Below are 19,932 nucleotides of genomic sequence, written 5' to 3'. Positions count from 1 at the left end.
CTTCTTCCAGTTCCGTGTGCATACGTCAAAAGGCCGGGAATTCTGCATCGTCGATGCGGGTTCCCGGCCTTTAATGTAACGGAGGGCGTAATGGCGGAGGCATGTATACCGTATAAATCGTGCGGCTGTCGGCAATTTGAACGATCAGGAATAGCGCCAAAGCTTGAGGGTGAATCCGCGCTGACGCGGTCTCAACGAAGCAGCTCGGCCGTTTTCTGGGCCCATTCCTCGACATAATGGTCGGTTGCCCACTGCGCCATGACGACGGTTTCCTTCGTCTTGAGCTTGATCGACAAGGCCGGCTCGCCGGACAGCTGACTCGGACTTCCGAAGACGAGCAGCAAGCCGTCGGTCGCGACGACCGTCATATCTTTGGACGGCGAGGAAAACGTGTCTTTCGCATCCGGAAAACGGGTGCCGAGATCGGTCCAGGTGCAGCAAGGCTCGTCATGGTTGATGACCGATTTGGGCAGCTGGACGCCGACCTGCCGGAAATCGTAAACAATGTCGCCTTTGGCGGTTTTCATCGAAGCCGATTCGGCCGCCATGGCGACCCAGCGGCCTTGACTGCGGGCGACGAACCATTGGTCGGTCGTATACTCGACCGGCGCAAGCTTTGTCTGAAGCACTTCGTTCAGCGTCACCGGATTGCGCTTCGACGCCAAGCCCGGAATCGTCGTCGTCCAAGCCCGGCTGATCGAGCTGGAATCGTTTCCGGCGATTACTTCGTTCATTTGACCGATCGAGACGTATTCATTGGCGGCGAACAATATTTTCTCCGTATGAATCACTTTCTCGTCCGGATTATCCTTGAACAAGCCCGGTCCGACCTTTCTCCCCTCGGCGGTCCGTTCGGCTGCAGGGTGCGATACGAAAAACTCGTAACGGTCCGTTACAGTCTCATAATGAAGCGGTTCGATTTTCCAGAAATCCCGCTTGTAGGGGACGAGAATGCCGCTCCCTTGGGCAACGATGGCGGGACGCTCCTTCCTCGGAGCGATATACAGCGTCCGGTAAGACGTTTCCTTATCGTCGGTTCGCAGACCGATCAGCAGCCCGGAGGTGAACGATTGCTGCTCGGCGTAATCGCCGTAGGCCAAAGGCTCCAGAACCTGCTTCATCGTGACCGCATTCTCCTCCGGCATCGCCGTCTTCTCGGCGTTGTCTTCGAACAGGAAGAAGGCGGCGAAAGCCGCGGCAACGACAAATACGGACAATAGAGAGCCGGCAAGTGGAAAACGGGACCGGGAGCACTTCGTTTTCTCGTCTACGCGTTCTTCGATGCGCTTTCGCAGTTCGTTCGTAAACCCTTTGCGCCGCAATGGGGCGGATAACAGTTCGCGTTCCAGTTCGGTTTCGAAATCGGCGTCAATCCGTTTCATCGTTCCCGCGCTCCTTCGCCTTCAAGATGTTGAGCCGCGCATGGTGCAGTCTCGATTTGACCGTACCGACGCTGATACCCAGCACGTCCGCAATCTCCTTCATCGACAGCTGATGATGAGCAAACAAGATGAGGACTTCTCTATATTTTGGCGGAAGCTGCAGCACTTGCGTCCAAATGCTGCTTACCGTCAAGTTTTCCAGCGCTTCGTTCTCCGCCGAACGGTGCGAGCCGTGCGGCGAGATCATATCCATCAAAGTCACTCTGCGCCAGAACGCCGACCGTTTGTAATCGAGTGCCGTATTGCGGGTTATCGTCAGCAGCCACGTCTTGACGGAGGACTCTCCGCGAAAAGACGTAAGTCTGCGGTACACTTTCAAAAATACGTCCTGCGTAATGTCGTCGGCCAAATCGGTTTTGCGGCATATGCTGAACGCGTAGTTCCAAACGTCGTCTCCGTAGGCGGTCATCAGTTCGCGCAATATCGCTTTCTGATCGGTCGTCTCGGATATGTATCTCAAATAGTCGAATTTTTCGCTGGCGCCGGTTTCCACTTGTTTCACCTCTTTCATTAGACGGTGCCTCCCCTTCGCCGGTTCAAATCCGACCTCTTCCATTTTTAAACACTTTTATTATTATAACAGGGGAGCGTCCGGGGCGCATCGGAAATTGTTGGTTCGGCTCGATTTTTGGGAGATCGCGACCGTCGGTTTGCCGCGTTAAAGCTTCCCAGCAGCCTATTGCGCAACTCGCGCGAATATTCTATAATCTCATTCATACACGCAAGACGATGACGGAGAAAAGTAAGCGAAAGCCGGCCGCAACAGGGACGGAGCGCCGATAGACTGAGAGCGCCCGACGGTACGTTTCGCTGAAGTTCGCTCCCGAGTCGGGCCTTGAAAGGGACGGACGCAGCATCGGTCCGCCAGCCGAGTAGAGAAGCCCCGGGCGCACGCCGTTAATGTGCTTCGAGCGAGAACGACGAGCGGCTAGCCGGCAGCTGACGTTTTTCTAATAAGGGTGGTACCGCGGTTCCCCGTCCCTTGAGGATGAGGGGCTTTTTGTGTTTTTACAAAACATTTCCGCCAAGGAGCGATTACTTATGGACAACAACCGGATACATGAACTGAGAGAGCGATTGGACGGCATAAACGGGGAATTGCTGAAGCTGCTGTCCGAACGGGCAAGCATCGGCATCGAAATAGGCGAAATCAAGAAAAGCGAAGGGCTGCCGTTTCACGACCCGGTCCGGGAGAACGAGATGTTGGACCGGCTCGCCGCACGCAACGAAGGACCTTTCGAGGACGCCGTCATCCGGCATCTGTTCAAGGAAATATTCAAGGCGACGCTCCAGCTGCAGCAGCCGGCGGGCAAGCCTCAACTGCTGGTAAGCCGGAAAAGCAAGACGGAGGATACCATAATCCGCATCAAAGGTACGGCGATAGGAGGATCCGATTCGGTGCTTGTTGCCGGACCGTGCTCTGTCGAAAGCGCGGAGCAGGTCATGGAGGTCGCGGCTTCGTTGAAGCGGGCAGGCGTCCCGGTTATCCGCGGCGGCGCGTTCAAGCCGCGCACGTCGCCGTACGATTTTCAAGGACTCGGCTTCGAGGGGCTCGTCATGCTCAAGGAAGCGGCGGATGAATTCGGCCTGTTGACGATCAGCGAAATCGTCGATCCCCGTCATCTCGAGCGCGCGGCCGATTACGTGGATATTATCCAGATCGGTGCCCGCAACATGCATAATTTCGAGCTGCTGAAGGCGGCGGGCGACATGCGCAAGCCGGTGCTGCTGAAGCGCGGTTTGGCGGCGACGCTGGACGAATTTTTGCACGCGGCCGAATATATCGTATCGCGCGGCAACAGCGAGGTTATGCTGATCGAGCGCGGAATACGCACGTACGAGAAGTGGACGCGCAACACGCTGGACATATCGGCGGTGCCGATATTGAAGCAGCAAAGCCATTTGCCGGTGCTGGTCGACGTGAGCCATTCGACGGGGCGCAAAGAAATTATGGCGCCCTGCGCCAAAGCGGCGCTCGCGGCCGGAGCCGACGGGATTATGGTGGAGGTTCACCCGAATCCGCCTGCGGCGCTGTCCGATGCGGATCAGCAGCTCGATATCGGCGAGTTCGAGCAATTCGTCCGGGAGGTGAAAGCTTCGGGGCTGTACCGGCAAAGCGTACCGGTATCGTGACGCGGCCTTCGAGGCCGGACGATCCGGCGGATTACAGAACAAGCATTTCCTCTATTCATTTGGAAGGGAACAAATAGTTCCTTTAACGCAGGCAACGCAACGGGCACATAAGTGGACTCGAGAGGGACGGAAATTTCCTCTATTCGCGGAAAAGAAGGCTGAAACGGCCTCCCGGCGGGCGCTAAAGGAACTCATCATTCCTCTTTACCCCATTTTCACAGCTTCGGCGGGTTAAGAAGGCGGTTGACTCACTCCAAGCAAAGCGACCGAATGACATCAACGGAAGCTGGTCCCCCACGCATAAATGTAAATTATGCAGTTATATTTAGGAAATTAGCAATATTTGCCGAAATAATTGGAAAATATACATTTAAATCGCCACCAGGCCGTAAAATGGGCGTAATCAAACGAAAACAACTGTATATTTTCCAGTTCACTACGGCAGCGAGGCAAGTATTTATCGAAATAGCTGTATGTTTTACAGCTCGTCTGAGTTTTTCACGGGTCTTGTAAAGGAACTATCCGTTCCTCTCGCCATGCCCGAACGCGGGATTCGTGAGCCGCAGCGAAAAGGCATTCCCTTCTCACAAGGTGACGCGGTCCTTGGAGAAAAAGGCGGAGATGGCGTGATGAGCGGCACCAAGGACGGCCGAGTGGGTGTCCAGCGAGGCAAATCGGATTTGCGCCTGCTGCCGGCTGTACGGCAGTGAGCGGTGGGCGACGGCTCTCTCGATCGGATTGCGGATCCACTGCTCCGCGCGGGTCATTTGATTGCCGATCAGGATCAGCTCGGGGTTGAACGTATTGACGATGTTGGCGATCCCGATGCCCAGACTTTCGCCGACCTCGTGGAACAGACGAACGGCTTCGGGAGACTCGCGCCGCGCAAGCGCAATCAGCTCGTCGAATTTCCCGATGCCGAGCGTCCTGGCCTTCTCCATAACGGAGCTCTCCGATGCATACTGCTCCCAGCAGCCTTTGTTGCCGCAGCGGCATTTTTTGCCGTTCGTCTCGATCGTCGTATGGCCGATTTCTCCGGAGAATCCGCCGGAGCCCTTCATGAGCTGTCTGCCGATAACGATACCCGCCCCGATGCCGGTGCCGACGCTCAAATAGACGATATCGGATGCTTCACGTGCCGCTCCGTACTGCAATTCGCCCAAAGCCCCGGCATTCGCTTCGTTGTCGATCGCAACGGGAAAGCCCAGCTTCTCCTGTAGCAGACGCTGCAGCTCGACGTTCTCCCATCCCAGATTCGGCGCCAGCAGGACTATTCCATTGTCATCCACGATGCCCGCTACGCCAATACCCGCACCGACGATGCCGTATGGACTCGGCGGCGCGCCCGCCTTCAGGGAATGTACGGCCTCCTCCACAAGCTTGAGTACGCCTTCCGGCTCGCCGCCCTCCAGATCGAGCTGCAGCTCCCCGACGATCCGCCCTTCCAGATCGGTCAGCACCGCGAGGATATAACGGACGCCGAGATCGACGCCGACGGCGTACCCGGCCGTTTTGTGGAATACGAGCATGACCGGCTTTCGTCCGCCGCTCGAACGGCCGAGGCCGATCTCGTATACGAGCTTCTCGTCGATCAGCTCGTTCACGAGCGTAGAGACGGTTCCTTTATGGAGCCCGGTCATGTCGGACAATTGCGCGCGCGATAGCGGACTATGCTTGATGATCGTGTCCAGCACGATCGTTTTGTTTATTTTTTTGACAAGATGCTGGTCTCCGGTCGTCTGCAAATGGAATCCCTCGTTTGTATAGTCATTGTACGAATAGTATCAGTTTATTTTACTGAATTAAAAAGTTCAATCCGTATTTTTCGGATTCGAACAAGTCCCATTCCGATTCCTCACAAAAACTTTGTATAATGGATATACAAAGTGTCCGGCATTTGCTATTATGAACCTATCATTAGGATAACCATCAAACTGCGGAGGGAACCTCATGTCCTATTTTTCCAACGTTCCGGAAATCGGATACGAAGGCGCAAGCTCGACAAATGAGTTTGCGTTCAAGCATTACAACCCCGACGAAGTCGTGGCCGGCAAAACGATGAAGGATCATTTGCGTTTCGCGGTCGCCTACTGGCACAGTTTGACGGCCAACGGGGCAGATCCTTTCGGAGCGGGCACTGCCGTACGAAGCTGGGACCGTTTAACCGGCATGGACCTGGCAAAGGCGCGGGTGGAGGCGGCATTCGAGCTGATCGTCAAGCTCAAGGCGCCTTATTTTTGCTTCCATGACCGCGACATCGCACCCGAAGGCGATACGCTGCGCGAAACGAACCGCAATCTCGACACGATCGTATCGATGATCAAGGAGCATATGAAGACAACCGGAGTGAAGCTGCTGTGGAACACGGCCAACATGTTCACGCATCCGAGGTTCGTCCATGGGGCGGGGACGACGAGCAATGCGGATGTATACGCATATGCGGCTGCCCAAGTGAAGAAAGGTCTCGAGGTCGGCCTTGAGCTGGGCGCGGAAAACTACGTGTTCTGGGGAGGGCGGGAAGGCTACGAGTCGCTGTTGCACACGGACATGCAGCTGGAGCTGGACAATTTGGCCCGGTTATACCGGATGGCCGCCGATTACGCCGACGAGATCGGCTTCGATGCCCAGTTTCTGATCGAGCCGAAGCCGAAGGAGCCGACGAAGCACCAGTACGATTTCGACGCGGCGACGACGATAGCTTTTTTGCAGCATTACGGGCTGAAGGACCGGTTCAAGCTGAATTTGGAGGCGAACCATGCGACACTGGCGGGACATACGTTCGAGCACGAGCTTCGGGTGGCCAGAATGCACGGTCTGCTCGGCTCGCTGGACGCGAATCAGGGAGATTTGCTGCTCGGCTGGGATACCGACGAATTCCCGACCGATCTGTACGCGACGACGCTGACGATGTACGAGGTTTTGCAAAACGGAGGGATCGGACGCGGCGGCATCAACTTCGACGCGAAGGTGCGCCGAGGCTCGTTCGAGGCGGAGGATTTGTTCTTCGCCCACATTGCCGGCATGGACGCTTACGCGAAAGGGTTGAAGGTGGCGGCCAAGCTGATCCGGGATCGCGTCTTCGAGCAGGCGGTCGATCGCCGTTATGCCAGCTTCAAGGAAGGGATCGGCCTTGATATCGTTTCGGGCAAAGCGACGCTTGCCGGTCTGGAGCGGCACGCGCTGCAAAACGCCCCGATCCGCAACGCATCGGGCCGACAGGAGCAACTGAAAGCGATACTCAACCAATATTTGCTGTCCGAGTAAACGTCCATGGAGGCTGGTAACTTTGTCGAAGGAGCTGCTGCCGATGAAATACGTCATCGGTGTCGATTTGGGAACGAGCGCCGTGAAAGCGCTGCTCGTCAACCGGGAAGGCCGCGTATGCGGCGAAGCGTCCCGGGATTATCCGCTAATTCAGGAGAGGTCCGGCTATAACGAGCAGGACCCCGAGCTGTGGGTGAAAGCGACTGTGGAAGCGCTTCGCGGGCTCGTAAGCGACACCGGCATCGACGGAAACGACGTGGAGGGCATGAGCTTTTCCGGGCAAATGCATGGGCTCGTGCTGCTGGACGGCGAGGGGAACGCGCTTCGCAACGCGATTCTTTGGAACGATACGCGTACGTCCGAGCAGTGTCGGGAGATCGAGGCGAAGCTGGGGAAGCGCTTGCTCGGGATCGCCAAAAACAGGGCGCTGGAAGGCTTCACTCTGCCGAAGCTGCTGTGGGTAAAGCGGCATGAGCCGGAGTTGTTCGCCAAGGCCGCCGCATTCGTGCTGCCCAAGGACTATTTGCGCTACCGGCTGACCGGCCATTTAGCGGCCGAATATTCCGATGCCGCAGGAACTCTGCTGCTGGACGTGGCCAATCGGCGGTGGAGCGAAGAGATCGCCGGGGCGTTCGGAATCCCGCTTTCGATGTGCCCGCCGTTGGTCGGGTCGGAGGCGAAGGTCGGCACGCTGCTGCCCGCTATCGCAGGGCAGACCGGCCTGCCGGAATTCATGGGTGTGTTCGCCGGCGGAGCGGACAATGCTTGCGGCGCTATCGGGGCCGGTATTTTGTCCGAAGGAGAGACGTTGTGCAGCATCGGGACGTCCGGCGTCGTGCTTTCTTATCGGGATAGCGGGGACAACGATTACGCGGGCAAGCTGCATTTCTTCAACCATGGCAAGAAGGATTCGTTCTACGCCATGGGCGTGACGCTTGCGGCCGGGTATAGTCTGAGCTGGTTCAAGGAAACGTTTGCACCCGAGGCTTCGTTCGACGATTTGCTGAAAGGATTGGAGCAAACGACTGCCGGCGCGAACGGACTGTTGTTTACGCCTTATCTCGTGGGAGAGCGGACTCCTCATGCGGATGCCGCCACTCGCGCGAGCTTCGTCGGCATGGACGCTTCTCACGGACTGCCGCATTTCACTCGTGCGGTCGTAGAAGGGATCACGTTCTCGCTCAAAGAGTCGCTGGAGCTGCTGCGCGATGCCGGGCACGACATCCGTTCGCTCGTCTCGATCGGCGGCGGGGCGAAAAACGAAACGTGGCTGCAAATGCAGGCCGACATTTTCGGCGTCGATATTCATCGTCTCGAAAGCGAGCAGGGACCGGCGCTCGGCGCGGCGATGCTGGCCGCCTGCGGCTGCGGCTGGTTCGAGTCGCTGGAACGATGCGCGACGATGTTTATCAAACGGAGCAAGACGTTCCGTCCCAATGCCCGGCAAGCCGAGCGGTACGCGGACTTGTTCCGGATTTACGGGCAAGTATATGAGAACACCCGGCAATTGAACGAGGAACTGTCCGCATTCCGTACATCATGATCCGTTATCAGAACGATTCCCAATTCCCGGTTAGGAGATGAACCGACGATGAATCAAGTCCGAGTCGGCATGATCGGTTACAAGTTTATGGGAAAGGCGCACAGCCACGCTTATCGGGATATCCCGATGTTTTTTCCGAATACGCCGCGGCCCGTCATGAAAGCAATTTGCGGACGCAATGAAGAGGCCGTGCGGCAGGCTGCCGGGCAGTTCGGCTGGGAGGAGGCGGCGACGGATTGGCGGGAGCTTGTCAGCCGAGACGATATCGACCTTATCGATATCAACGCCCCGAGCGACGCGCATAAGGAAATCGCCATAGCGGCGGCGGGAGCCGGCAAGCATCTATTTTGCGAGAAGCCGCTTGCACTGACGCTCGCCGATGCGAGAGAAATGCTTGCGGCCGCGGAAACGGCCGGCGTCAAGCATATGGTCGGCTTCAACTACCGATTCGCCCCCGCGGTTCAGCTGGCGAGGAAGCTGATCGGAGAAGGGCGCCTCGGGCGAATTTATCATTTCCGCGCCACGTTTTTGCAGGATTGGATCGTCGATCCCGAATTTCCGCTTGTGTGGCGGTTGGACAAAACGATTGCAGGCTCCGGCGCTCACGGGGATCTCGGCGCGCATCTGATCGACATGGCCCGGTTTCTCGTCGGGGAAATGACGGAGGTCGTAGGGATGAGCGAGACATTCGTCAAGGAACGTCCGCTTCCCGGCTCGATGACCGGTCTGAGCGCTACGGGCAGCGGGTCCGGCTCGAAAGGTCCGGTTACCGTCGACGATGCGACGCTTTTCCTGTGCCGCTTCGCGAACGGGGCGCTGGGCAGCTTCGAAGCAACCCGCTTTGCCGCCGGACACCGCTGCACGAATTCGTTCGAGATCAACGGGAGTCTCGGCAGCGTCAAGTTCGACTTTGAGCGGATGAACGAGCTGCAGGTTTACTTTACCGGCGATCCGGCCGACGTCCAAGGCTTCCGCCGGGTGCTCGCGACCGATCCCGCCCATGCTTATTCGGAGGCTTGGTGGCCACCGGGACATACGATCGGCTATGAGCATACTTTTATCCACGAAATGGTAGAATGTTTGAAGGCGTTGCAGGAAAACCGACAGCCGGTGCCGAATTTCCACGACGGTGTGCTTTGTCAGGCGGTGCTGGAAGCGGTGGAGCGCTCGATCGCGGAGAAGCGTTGGGTACAAATCGGCGAAATGTGAGGGAGGCGTCAGGCGAATGAGCAAACGCGCTTTAATCGTATGGGGCGGATGGCTGGGCCATGAGCCCGAGCAAGTGGCGGCCCTGTTCCGGGCCGTGCTGGAGGACGACGGCTTCGAGGTCGAAGTGTCCGATACGCTGGAATCGTTCGCCGATGCGGGCAAGCTCGCGGCTCTCGATTTGATCGTGCCGGTATGGACGATGGGAGAAATCGAGAAGGGTTGGGCCGGCAACGTCTCGGCAGCCGTTCAGAGCGGAGTCGGCATTGCCGGCTGCCACGGCGGCATGTGCGATTCGTTCCGCATGAACGTGGACTGGCAGTTTATGACCGGTGGACAATGGGTCGCCCATCCTGGCAACGACGGCGTCGAGTATACGGTCAACATCAAGCGTGGCGCCGGTCCGATCTTGGACGGGATCGAGGATTTCGTCGTAAAATCCGAGCAATATTACTTGCATGTCGATCCTGCCGTCGAGGTGCTGGCCACGACCCGCTTTCCCGTTGCGCCGGGCCCGCATTCGCTTAACAAGCCGGTCGATATGCCGGTCGTCTGGACGAAGCGATGGGGCGTAGGCCGCGTCTATTACTGCTCGCTCGGCCATAAGGCCGACATCGTCGACATGCCGCAAGTGAAGCTCATGATGCGTCGAGGCTTCCAGTGGGCCGCGGAAGGCAAACGGTTGGCCCGGGAGGCCGCCGCACGGTCCGGAACTGCCGACAAAAATTCGTACACCGGCATGGCGGATAGCCAACAATAAGGGTGGAGGGGACCTATTTCTTATGGATAAGGTCAAAGTAGGCATTATCGGCTGCGGCAACATTAGCGCCATTTATTTCAAAAACTGCAAGCTGTACCGGGGGCTCGAGGTTGTCGCCTGCGCGGATCTGGACGTGGCCAGAGCGCAAGCCCGCGCGGAAGAGTTCGGCGTACCGAAAGGGTGCTCCGTCGATGAATTGCTCGCCGATCCGCAGATCGATCTCGTCATCAATTTGACGATTCCGGCCGCCCATGCGGAAATATGCCAGAGGGCGCTGCTCGCCGGCAAGCATGTGTACGTGGAGAAGCCGCTCGCCGTTACTCGCGAGGACGGGCGGAAAACGCTGGAGCTGGCGAAGGAGAAAGGATTGCGCGTCGGCTGCGCCCCGGATACGTTCCTCGGAGGCGGCATCCAGACGTGTATCAAGCTGATCCGCGACGGCTGGATCGGCGAACCGCTGGCCGCAACCGCCTTCATGATGGCGCGCGGACCCGAGGGCTGGCATCCGGACCCGGTGTTTTTCTACAAAACCGGCGGCGGACCGATGTTTGATATGGGGCCATACTATTTAACCGCGCTTGTTGCCATGCTCGGACCGATCAACCGGGTTGCCGGGATGACGAAAACGAGCTTTCCCGAGAGACGCATTACGAGCGAACCGAAATATGGACAAATGATCCAAGTCGATATCCCTACGCACATTGCCGGTATGCTCGAATTCGATTCGGGAGCCATCGGAACGATCATTACAAGCTTCGATATTATGGGCGGGGCGAATTTGCCGCGCATTGAAATATACGGAAGCGCCGGAACGCTCAGCGTGCCCGATCCGAACACGTTCGGCGGGCCGATCCAGTTTCGCCGCAAGGGAGCCAAGGAATGGGCTCCGATCCCGCTTACGCACGGCTTCGCCGAGAACAGCCGCAGTGTCGGCGCGCTCGACATGGCTTTGGCGATCGCCGAGAACCGGCCGCACCGTGCCAGCGGCGATCTCGCTTATCACGTGCTCGAAGCGATGCACGGCTTCCACGACGCTTCCAACCAAGGAAGCCACTACGAGATGAAGAGCAAATGCGCGTCTCCGGAGCCGATGCCGATGGATGCCGACAGCCTTTGGCTGTAATGTACGTTATTGTTCCCCCGTTGCCGATTGCGGCAGCGGGGGTTTTGCCGATGCGTCCGGAATTCGGCAAGGGAGTGGATGAGACTGGAGGGGGCGCGTCAGGCCGTACCGAACCGAATTATTCTAGTTTCGCCTGCGGCTTAGCCTAATCCATAGTGGCGGGATCATGCATCCAGCTACTGCTTATCAGTCTCCCGGCCAGCCTTTCGCCGGTTTTGAGAAGCTTTTATTTCGACGTCGGCACATGACTAACGGAATCATCCCGATGCGATGCGAAAATAAAGGAACTATATCCCGTTAAAGTCGCGGATTGTGTACTTTCCGAAAAATAACGGAACAAATTTCCGTTAATCTGACTTTTGGTGGAGAAAAGGGATGCAAACGTTGAAATAACGGAGAATCGTTCCACTATTGTACGGTTGACGTCCGGTTTCCGAAAAATAAAGGAAGAGACTTCCTCTATTCCTTTCACCCGTGTCGGGCTTTTGACGGAGTTTGACTTTCTTGTACAGCTCAACGGCAGACAAGGGCATAAGGTCGGAGGAATGGCGTAAGTCGGGTGACGGTGAACCGAATCACAAAAAATGCTTTATTAATATTACATATTATATATAATATAATTATTCCACTATGACGAGGAACAAATGCGGCGAGAAGCAGCCCTTCCGCAAATGCTTGCACGGAGAATCATAAAACGGGACGACGGACGGTGAGATGACCATGACTTTGTACCGCAATACGTTGCGCAGAGGGCTGCTTGATTTCCACATCGGGGAAGCGGTGCCGGAGATCGAATTCGATATACCTCGTTATATGCGCGAAATGGCGGAAGCCGGCATGCAGACACTGACCTTTATGACCAAGGACGCATTCGGGACGTCTTATTACAACACCCGCGTCGGGCACAAAAATGCGAAGCTCCGCACGGACATGCTCGAAGAGGCGGTGCGCGAGGCCCGGAAGTATGGCATCAAGCTGATTGCCTATTATAACGTCGGGCTGAACAGCTTCGTCGCGAATGCGAACCCGGATTACCGGCAGCGGGACAAGGAAGGGACGCCGGTTACGAACGCGTTCGGTTACTACGATTTGCTATGCCTGAATTCCCCCTATCGCGATTACGTGGCGGCACAGCTGACGGAGATCGCGGAAGGCTATGAGGTCGACGGTTTTTTCTTCGATATTACTTATGTATGGCCCTCCTCGTGCCATTGCGAATATTGCCGCAAATGGTATGTGGAGAAGTACGGACAAACGCCGCCTGCGTCGCCTCAGCCGGGCTCTGCGGAGCTGCGGCGGTGGCAGCAGTTTCAGAAGGATATCCGCGCGGATTTCCTGCGCTTCATAACGGGACGGCTCAAAGCTGTCGGACCCGGACTGCAGATCGGCTGGAATCACGCGGGAGACTTGGCGTTTGCCCATGTGGAGCCGGATACGCATGCGGACTACTTGACTTCCGAGTTTCACCCGCCGATATACTTGTACGGCAGCCTGCTGGCGAAATGGAAGCGGACGACGGGCAAGCCGTTCGAGCTGATGATGCCGAGCGAGATGGGCAGCTGGGGGGAATGGACGCTCGCTCCCGCGGCAACCTTGAAGACGGCGGCGGCGATTGCGGTGGCGGGAGGCGGGTCGATCAGCTTCGGACATGTGCCGATCCCGTCCGGAGCGCTTAAGGGAGCGCTGCCGGCGCCGGTAGTGGAGGCGATCAAGGAAGCGAACGACTTCGTGCGTGAGCGGGAAGAATGGCTGCTGCATGCGGAAAGTATTCCCGACGTAGCCGTGCTGTACGGCGTGGAGAATAGGAGGATGATCGAATCGACGTCGCTGCCGAACCATGTCGACGACGGGATGGGCGGCGCGAACCGGATGCTGATCGAAGGGAATATCCACTTTGACGTGCTGTCCGGTCAAAACTTGCCCAAGCTGCTCGGAGGCTATTCGATGCTCGTTCTGCCGGATCAAGCCTACGTAACGCCGGCCGTCGAAGAAGCCGTGCGAGAGTATGTACGGAAGGGCGGTTTGCTAATCGCCAGCCACCGGACGTCCTTGTACGGGGAGGACGGGATTAGAAGAGCGAACTTCGGACTGGCCGACGTATTCGGCGTCGATTTCGACGATACGTCCCGGTATGGCGTCGCTTACTTGGCCGATTTCGCCGCCGATCATTTTGCCGACGTTCCCGGCATGCCTGTCCTGCTCAAAGGGGTGAACGCCCCGGTGCTGCGCGTTCGTCCTGCCGCGCCGACGCGAGTATTGTCTGTCTTCATGGAGCCGGCCATGGAATCGAAGACGTACCGGCACGTATATCATCAGCACGCCCATCCGGCGATCCGCACGAACGATCCGGCTGTTACCGTGCATCCTTTCGGCCAAGGCGCATGCGTCTACATAGCCGCTCCGATCGAAGCGTCGTACTGGAAGACGGGCTCTCCGTGGCTGCGCCGCATTTATTTGGATTGCCTCAAGCTGCTTCGACCGAAGCCGCTGCTCGAAGTGGAGGCGCCGCTCGGAGTCGAGGTCAACTTGATGCGCCAAGGCTCGAGATGGATCGTTCACCTTGTCCAAGTGCGCGAGGAAAAAGCAGCGGGCTCGAAGACGTTTATCGAAGAAATATGGCCGCTGTACAACATCAAGGTGAAAATCCGCAAAAAGCCGGAGCGGTTGTATTTGGCTCCGCAGCTGCAGCCGCTCCCTTTCGACGAAGAAGAGGACGGCATCTCGTTTACCGTTCCCGAGGTAGAGTTGCATGCGATGGTTGTGCTCGAAGGCTGTTGACGGCATGCGAACCGATAACAAAAAGCGCCAAGCCCGACTTCCGCCTGTTGGCGGTGCCCGGTTTGGCGCTTTTCCTTGCCCGGCCGCTACATGGCGCCTTTCATGGCAAAGACCACCATGCCGATCACATAGGAAATGCCCGTCGCGCTTACAAACTCATTTACATAAAAGGCAATACGCGGAGGCAGCCCGAATTGCTTCTCTTTCCCCATCGATTTCAGCTTCTCCATATATTGCTCTTTGCGGCCTTTGTACGTACGCAGCATAAAGGCGCAGAACACGATGCCCCATAACAGCGCGGCGACGAATACCATCGACCAGGCCGCATTGAAATAACCGACGAGTATGCCGGCCACGATATGAATTTTCACGCGATTGCGCCCCCCGAAACTTGGTTGTCTTCATTATAGCATGTTTTATAGGCGTTCGCGGGTTCGAGTCCCGCCATGTCCGTCATACAATGATCAATGAGCAGCATATCCGACCGTAAAGCGCGGGTGACGATCATGGTCATGGCAAAGGATCCGGTGTGGGACGGTTTCCCCGGCACGTCTTTTCAAAACGCAACCGAACGGAACATGTCGATCGAAGAGGTGTTCCGCAAGGTCGGCAAATTCATGAGCCAGAAACCGCAAGCCGAATACAGGCTTATCGTAGGAACGGATTGCCAGTCTTATGCGCGGGCGACGACGTTCGTAACCGGCATTGTCATACAGCGCGTCGGCAACGGAGCATGGGCATGCTACCGCAAGCTGAGCGTACCCCGGACGTTTCGCTCGGTCGGGCAAAAGCTTTCCTTCGAGACGCTGTTGTCCGAGCAAGTGGCGGAGCTTGTGGGGCAGCGGTACAAGAGCGGACTGGAGGACATCGTACTGCCGTACGTCTATCAAGGAGCTTCCTTCCAGCTGTACGTCGACATCGATGCGGGATGCGATGCGGAAGTGAATAAAACGGCGCCGTTCGTAGCGGAAATGGTTCAGCGGGTCGAAGCATTGGGTTTTACGGCACGGGTCAAGCCGGACGCGGTCATTGCCTCGGGATACGCCAACCGGTATACGAAGCATACGAGGCGGCCGAAAGCCGCTTATTAGCACTTTCTTATTAGCCCTTTCTTAAGAAACTTTCCTCCTTTTTTTTCGTCTAATGGAGAGATTAGATTCGTTAGAGAAAGGTGGAGAACGTATTGCACAAAGGTTTGAAGCGATCGCGTCACCGTCTGCGCAAGCTGCTTCCCGCTTCTTTGCTGCTGGCGGCGTCATGGGCTTCGGCCATTCCCGCTTCGGCCGAGGCGGAGAGCGGATCGCCCTGGGCTGAAGCATCCTACCCGTCGGCCTTTCCCGAAGCCGGCGAGGCTAATGTTGTATTCGAAAGCATTGGCGTAAAGCTTCCGCGTCCGCCAAAGCTTGTCGAGGGAAGCATGATGGTGCCGGCCCGCGCATTGCTGGAAGGCTTCGGTTACCGGATCGAGTGGAATCCGCTGCAAAATGAGCTGACCGCTTCAAGGCCGGACGCCGCCGCTCTGACATACCGGGCCGGGTCCGCTGCAATAACCGCCGGAGATGGGCAAACGCATCCTCTACCGGTCGCTCCTTATATCGATGCGGACATGCTGTGGGTTCCGCTGCGTGCCTCGGCCGAGGCGAGAGGGTTCGAAGTGCTTTGGAATACTTTTGACGGCTCGGCGTCCGTGCGCGATCCGAATGCGGTACTCCGTTTCAGCGTCGGCACCCGTGCGGACAACGGAGTAACGGGAGCGCCCGAGCAGCTGGCGGCATACATGAAGGCGGAATGGAAAGCGGATATCCGCTTCCATTTATTCGCTCCCGAGCAGTATAACGATAGAGTGAACGTGATGATCGCGGCCGGAGACCCGACCGACCTTATGCTGCTCGGCAATCCTCACCGGTACCCGGACGGGCTGTTCCAAAGCATCGCCACCGATCTGACGGTGCTGCTGGAGCGGTTTCCTCGGTTGAAGGCTCTGGCCGTGGGAGATTCGCCTTCGATACGCAAGACGGGCGGTCGTCTGTACGGAATTCCGCGTCCGGGCGATCCGCACGACGCTCCATTCCCCGCCATCCGTCAAGATTGGCTGGACCGGCTCGGACTTGCGACGCCGAAGACGATGGACGAGCTGTACGAGGTGCTGGTCCGGTTTGCCAAATACGATCCGGATGCCGACGGCAAGCCTAATACGACCGGGCTGACGGGGAAAGCGGACGGCGCGGGACTCGGCACGCTTCAATGGGTCGAGCAGGCGTTTACCGGGTATCCGGACCGGTTTGCCTTGCTGGATGGCCGGGTTATCGATACGGCGGTTGGCGAAGGGGAACGGAAAGCTCTCCAGTGGCTGGCGAGAGCGTACTCGGACGGATTGATCGACAAAGAGTTTGCCGTTCAAGACGATAAGGCGGTGAATGAAAAGCTGCGTCAGGGCAAATCCGGATTGGCGGCGCTCACGCTCGAGCAAGCGGCCCGTATGACCGTCGAAGGAGAAGCGTCCGAGGTCGGCTCGAAGCCTTGGTTCGTTCCGTTGGCCGGGCTGTCCAAGGACGGATTTTCCGCTCCGATCGCGCCATGGAGCAAAGAGGGCGCAGGACTGTATATCATCCCGCGAACCGTCCCGACCGATAAAGCATTGAAGGCGCTGGAATGGCTGGAACGGGGGCTTGCGATGAGCGAAGCGGATCAATGGAAGAGCGTGCCCGGCTTGAACACCGCGGATCGCGCGGCGATCGGCAGCTTGTTCGGGCATGAATTGCTGCCAGACGGCATCGAATCGCACGACTTGCTCCCCGAGCGCGTGCGTTCGAAGTACAAGGAAGCCGCTGTCGCTTGGAACCGGGTCTCTTATGCCGGACAACGGTCCGACCAAGCCCAATCCGTATTTGCTTCGGGCGACTATTCCGAGATGAACAGGAAGCTGGAGCAGCTCAAAATCAAAGTCATCATGGGCGGAGCGACGTTGGAGGAGTGGGACCGGTACACGAAAGATATGCAAGCCTCCGAGCAATACCGCGCTATGATGTCGGAGCTGAACACGACGCAGTCTCCGTAGCCGGAGCGGCGGTTCCGAACCGCATCATGCGATTCGGCATCGTCCGATAAGCGGGGTCGCAAGAAGCGTCGCCATTAAAAAAAATTAATAATTGTAAAAAAGAATGCACCCGGCAGGGATTCAACAATTTTTGTCAAAATGTTTTCCCATACACTACAATTTTCCGAACCATAAGAGGGATGACAAGCGAATGGCAAAATTATCAGGTCATGTTGGAACCGTATACGAACAATTGATGAAGTCGTTTATGACCCATTCGAGCGACGGTATTGTAGTAGTGGATCTGGAAGGCAAAGTGCTGGAAGTAAACCAGGCTTTCGAAAAGCTGCACGGATGGAAGAAGGAGGAGGTCGTCGGCACGGTGCTGCCGATGACGCCGCCCCATTTGCTCGAGGAGGCGAGAGAGCTTCACGAGCAAGTGTTGGCCGGGAGAACTGTAAACGGTTACGAGACATACAAGCTGAAAAAGGACGGGACCCTGTTCCACGCAAGCGTCTCCATTTCCCCGATTTTGGACGCGGAGGGCCGCATCACGGCTTTTGCGGGCGTAGAAAGAGACATTACCGAACAGAAGCTGGCGGAGAAAAAGCTTGTCGAAAGCGAGGAGCGGTACCGGCAATTGGTGGAGTTCTCGCCGGAGCCGATTATTGCGCTCGACGATTATTGCGTGTTCTATGCGAATCCGGCGGCTGTGCATCTCGTCGGGGGAGAACGTGTCGAGGATATAAGCGGCAAATGCTTCCTGGAGTTTATCCCCCCCGAGCTTTCGGCCGGGCTGGCCTTGCTGATCGATCAATCTCTCGGCCGGCAGCAGCCATCCGACATCATAACGCTCAAGCTGGTACGGCTCGACCGGCAGACGATCGAGGTGGAACTGAAAATCGTGCCGATCCTTTCCCCGGGCAATACGTCCCTCCAATTGCTGTTCCGGGATGTTTCGAAGCGCAAGACGGCGGAGCAATCTTTGGAGGAAACGGAAAAGCTGTACGAATGCCTCGTGGAAAACGCCTTGGCGGGAGTCTATTTATACCAGGACGAGAAGATGGTTTACGTCAATCCGTACTTATCCGTCTTGTTCGGGTATTCCCGGGACGAAGTGATGAAGATCAAGCTGGAGACGTTCATTCACTCGGAAGATTGGGCTGCTTTCCGGTCAATCATGACGCAAACGCTGGATGGACGGATTTCCACATTTCCGTTCACGGCGAGAGGCAAGAAGAAGGACGGGAGCATCGTCTACTTGGAAGGGCTCGTCACCTTGACCAAATATAAAGGCAAGCCTTCGCTGCTCGGTACGTTTCAGGACGTTACCTATAAGAACGAAGTGGAGGAAGCGCTACGCGAGAGCGCCCAGCGGTACCAGCGGCTGATCAAATTTCTCCCCGAGCCGATCGTCATAAGCGATGCGGGGATGCTCATATATGCCAATAAGTCGGCGATGAAGCTGTTTCGGACGACGGTGGAAAGCGAGCTGATCGGCAAAAGCCTCTTTCATTTCGTTCATCCCGAGCACCAGCAGGAAACGATGCGAATCGAGCGGAACGTTATGCGGACGGACAATCCTTCCCAGTTCAAGGAAATCAAAATGATTTGCTGCGACGGGCAAACGATCGAGGCGGAGTTTTCCAGCATCCGCATCCATCACTATATGGGGAAAACGGTTATGTTGACCGTTCTACGGGATATTACGGACCGGAAGCAGGCCGAGGAGATGATGATCCGCTCGGAGAAGCTGTCGATCATCGGACAGTTGGCCGCCGGTCTCGCCCACGAAATCCGCAATCCGCTCACTTCGCTGAAAGGCTTTACGCAGCTGCTGAAATCGAGAAGCAAGGACGACTCGTTTTATTTCGATACGATGCTGACCGAGCTCGAGCGGATCAATTTGATCGTCAACGACTTTATGACGTTGGCGAAGCCCCAGCTGTCGCATTTCGGCTACGGCAACGTGCACGGCATGCTCGAGCATGTGATCTCCGTATTGAGCCATCAGGCGATTCTGATGAACGTCGATTTGATTTCGAGAGTAAGTACGGAGCTGCCCGATATTTATTGCGACGAGAATCAATTGAAGCAGGTGTTTATCAACCTGATCAAAAATGCGATCGAGGCTATGCCGCAGGGCGGCAACGTAGTCATTACGGCGGAGCGCCTTAATCCCGACACGATTTGCGTCAAAATCAAAGACCAGGGGGAAGGCATTCCCGATACGATCGTACATAAGCTCGGAGAGCCGTTCCTGACGACGAAGACGAACGGTACGGGACTGGGACTCATGATCAGCTACCGCATTATGGAGCACCATCGCGGGTCTTTAAAAATATGCAGCAAGGAGAAGCTGGGCACGACGGTCAAGCTGCTGCTGCCGGTGCCGGAAGGGCGGTCGAGCGAAACGGGGGCCGCGCGGTCTTGCTGAGACTTGAGCTTGTCAATCATACGCCTTACATATCGAGAAGCCGTTTTCGGGCGCCCACGGGCCGTCGAGGCGGCTTCTTTCCTCTGCGTCTATCGTGACTGAAAATAAATGCATATTTGATTAAATTGTTGTATCGTTTTATTCCGTACTTCCGCTATATACTGTAAAGGGAATGTTAAATAAATGCATATTCAACACGATGGGAGAGG

The 19,932-nt window shown here is 56.8% G+C and carries 14 protein-coding genes; 10 read left to right on the top strand and 4 right to left on the bottom strand.

Going from position 1 to position 19,932, the window contains the following annotated elements:
• Positions 1 to 191: 191 nt before the first annotated feature.
• Positions 192 to 1,382 carry a hypothetical protein gene (locus tag FE784_RS02580; RefSeq protein ID WP_139600547.1) on the bottom strand — a complete coding sequence of 397 codons (1,191 nt, stop codon included), beginning with the start codon at positions 1,380 to 1,382 and terminating at the stop codon, positions 192 to 194.
• Complete coding sequence (locus FE784_RS02575; protein ID WP_139600546.1) at positions 1,369 to 1,953, bottom strand: RNA polymerase sigma factor; 585 nt, start codon at positions 1,951 to 1,953, stop codon at positions 1,369 to 1,371. The genes FE784_RS02580 and FE784_RS02575 overlap by 14 nt, the downstream gene beginning before the upstream one ends.
• Positions 1,954 to 2,483: 530 nt before the next feature.
• Here FE784_RS02575 and FE784_RS02570 point away from each other — a divergent pair.
• Positions 2,484 to 3,575 (top strand): bifunctional 3-deoxy-7-phosphoheptulonate synthase/chorismate mutase, encoded by a 1,092-nt coding sequence (locus FE784_RS02570; protein WP_139600545.1) that lies wholly within the window; start codon positions 2,484 to 2,486, stop codon positions 3,573 to 3,575.
• Between the two features lie 584 nt (positions 3,576 to 4,159).
• Here FE784_RS02570 and FE784_RS02565 read toward each other — a convergent pair.
• The gene (locus FE784_RS02565; protein ID WP_139600544.1) at positions 4,160 to 5,320 is read right to left on the bottom strand and encodes an ROK family transcriptional regulator; all 1,161 of its coding nucleotides are present in this window, start codon (positions 5,318 to 5,320) and stop codon (positions 4,160 to 4,162) included.
• A 205-nt stretch (positions 5,321 to 5,525) separates the two neighbouring features.
• Between FE784_RS02565 and xylA the strand changes: the two genes are divergently transcribed.
• From xylA to FE784_RS02535, 6 genes are all read left to right on the top strand, one after another.
• Positions 5,526 to 6,839 carry a xylose isomerase gene (gene xylA / locus FE784_RS02560; RefSeq protein WP_139600543.1) on the top strand — a complete coding sequence of 438 codons (1,314 nt, stop codon included), beginning with the start codon at positions 5,526 to 5,528 and terminating at the stop codon, positions 6,837 to 6,839.
• Positions 6,840 to 6,882: 43 nt separating this feature from the next.
• Positions 6,883 to 8,382 (top strand): xylulokinase, encoded by a 1,500-nt coding sequence (gene xylB, locus FE784_RS02555; RefSeq protein ID WP_139600592.1) that lies wholly within the window; start codon positions 6,883 to 6,885, stop codon positions 8,380 to 8,382.
• A 48-nt stretch (positions 8,383 to 8,430) separates the two neighbouring features.
• On the top strand, positions 8,431 to 9,591 hold the full coding sequence (locus tag FE784_RS02550; RefSeq protein WP_139600542.1) for a Gfo/Idh/MocA family protein: 1,161 nt from the start codon (positions 8,431 to 8,433) through the stop codon (positions 9,589 to 9,591).
• Positions 9,592 to 9,607: 16 nt separating this feature from the next.
• Positions 9,608 to 10,348 carry a ThuA domain-containing protein gene (locus tag FE784_RS02545; RefSeq protein WP_139600541.1) on the top strand — a complete coding sequence of 247 codons (741 nt, stop codon included), beginning with the start codon at positions 9,608 to 9,610 and terminating at the stop codon, positions 10,346 to 10,348.
• A 22-nt stretch (positions 10,349 to 10,370) separates the two neighbouring features.
• On the top strand, positions 10,371 to 11,471 hold the full coding sequence (locus FE784_RS02540; protein WP_139600540.1) for a Gfo/Idh/MocA family protein: 1,101 nt from the start codon (positions 10,371 to 10,373) through the stop codon (positions 11,469 to 11,471).
• A gap of 714 nt (positions 11,472 to 12,185) precedes the next feature.
• Positions 12,186 to 14,249 carry an alpha-amylase family protein gene (locus tag FE784_RS02535; RefSeq protein WP_139600539.1) on the top strand — a complete coding sequence of 688 codons (2,064 nt, stop codon included), beginning with the start codon at positions 12,186 to 12,188 and terminating at the stop codon, positions 14,247 to 14,249.
• A gap of 86 nt (positions 14,250 to 14,335) precedes the next feature.
• Here the strand turns inward: FE784_RS02535 and FE784_RS02530 are convergent, their stop codons facing one another.
• Positions 14,336 to 14,620, bottom strand: coding sequence for a hypothetical protein (locus FE784_RS02530; protein WP_139600538.1), 285 nt, complete (start codon positions 14,618 to 14,620; stop codon positions 14,336 to 14,338).
• 135 nt (positions 14,621 to 14,755) lie between these two features.
• On the opposite strand from FE784_RS02530, the gene FE784_RS02525 reads away from it, so the two are divergent.
• From FE784_RS02525 to FE784_RS02515, 3 genes are all read left to right on the top strand, one after another.
• Positions 14,756 to 15,340 (top strand): ribonuclease H-like YkuK family protein, encoded by a 585-nt coding sequence (locus tag FE784_RS02525; RefSeq protein ID WP_246131871.1) that lies wholly within the window; start codon positions 14,756 to 14,758, stop codon positions 15,338 to 15,340.
• A 92-nt stretch (positions 15,341 to 15,432) separates the two neighbouring features.
• Positions 15,433 to 17,307 (top strand): stalk domain-containing protein, encoded by a 1,875-nt coding sequence (locus FE784_RS02520; RefSeq protein WP_139600537.1) that lies wholly within the window; start codon positions 15,433 to 15,435, stop codon positions 17,305 to 17,307.
• Between the two features lie 190 nt (positions 17,308 to 17,497).
• Complete coding sequence (locus tag FE784_RS02515; protein WP_176705913.1) at positions 17,498 to 19,723, top strand: PAS domain S-box protein; 2,226 nt, start codon at positions 17,498 to 17,500, stop codon at positions 19,721 to 19,723.
• Positions 19,724 to 19,932 lie beyond the last annotated feature (209 nt).

It is taken from the genome of Paenibacillus hemerocallicola (assembly GCF_006265175.1).
Classification (GTDB): domain Bacteria; phylum Bacillota; class Bacilli; order Paenibacillales; family NBRC-103111; genus Paenibacillus_AB; species Paenibacillus_AB hemerocallicola.
The sequence above is the reverse complement of the archived record's forward strand: the minus strand, read 5'-3'. Positions and strand labels throughout refer to the sequence as shown.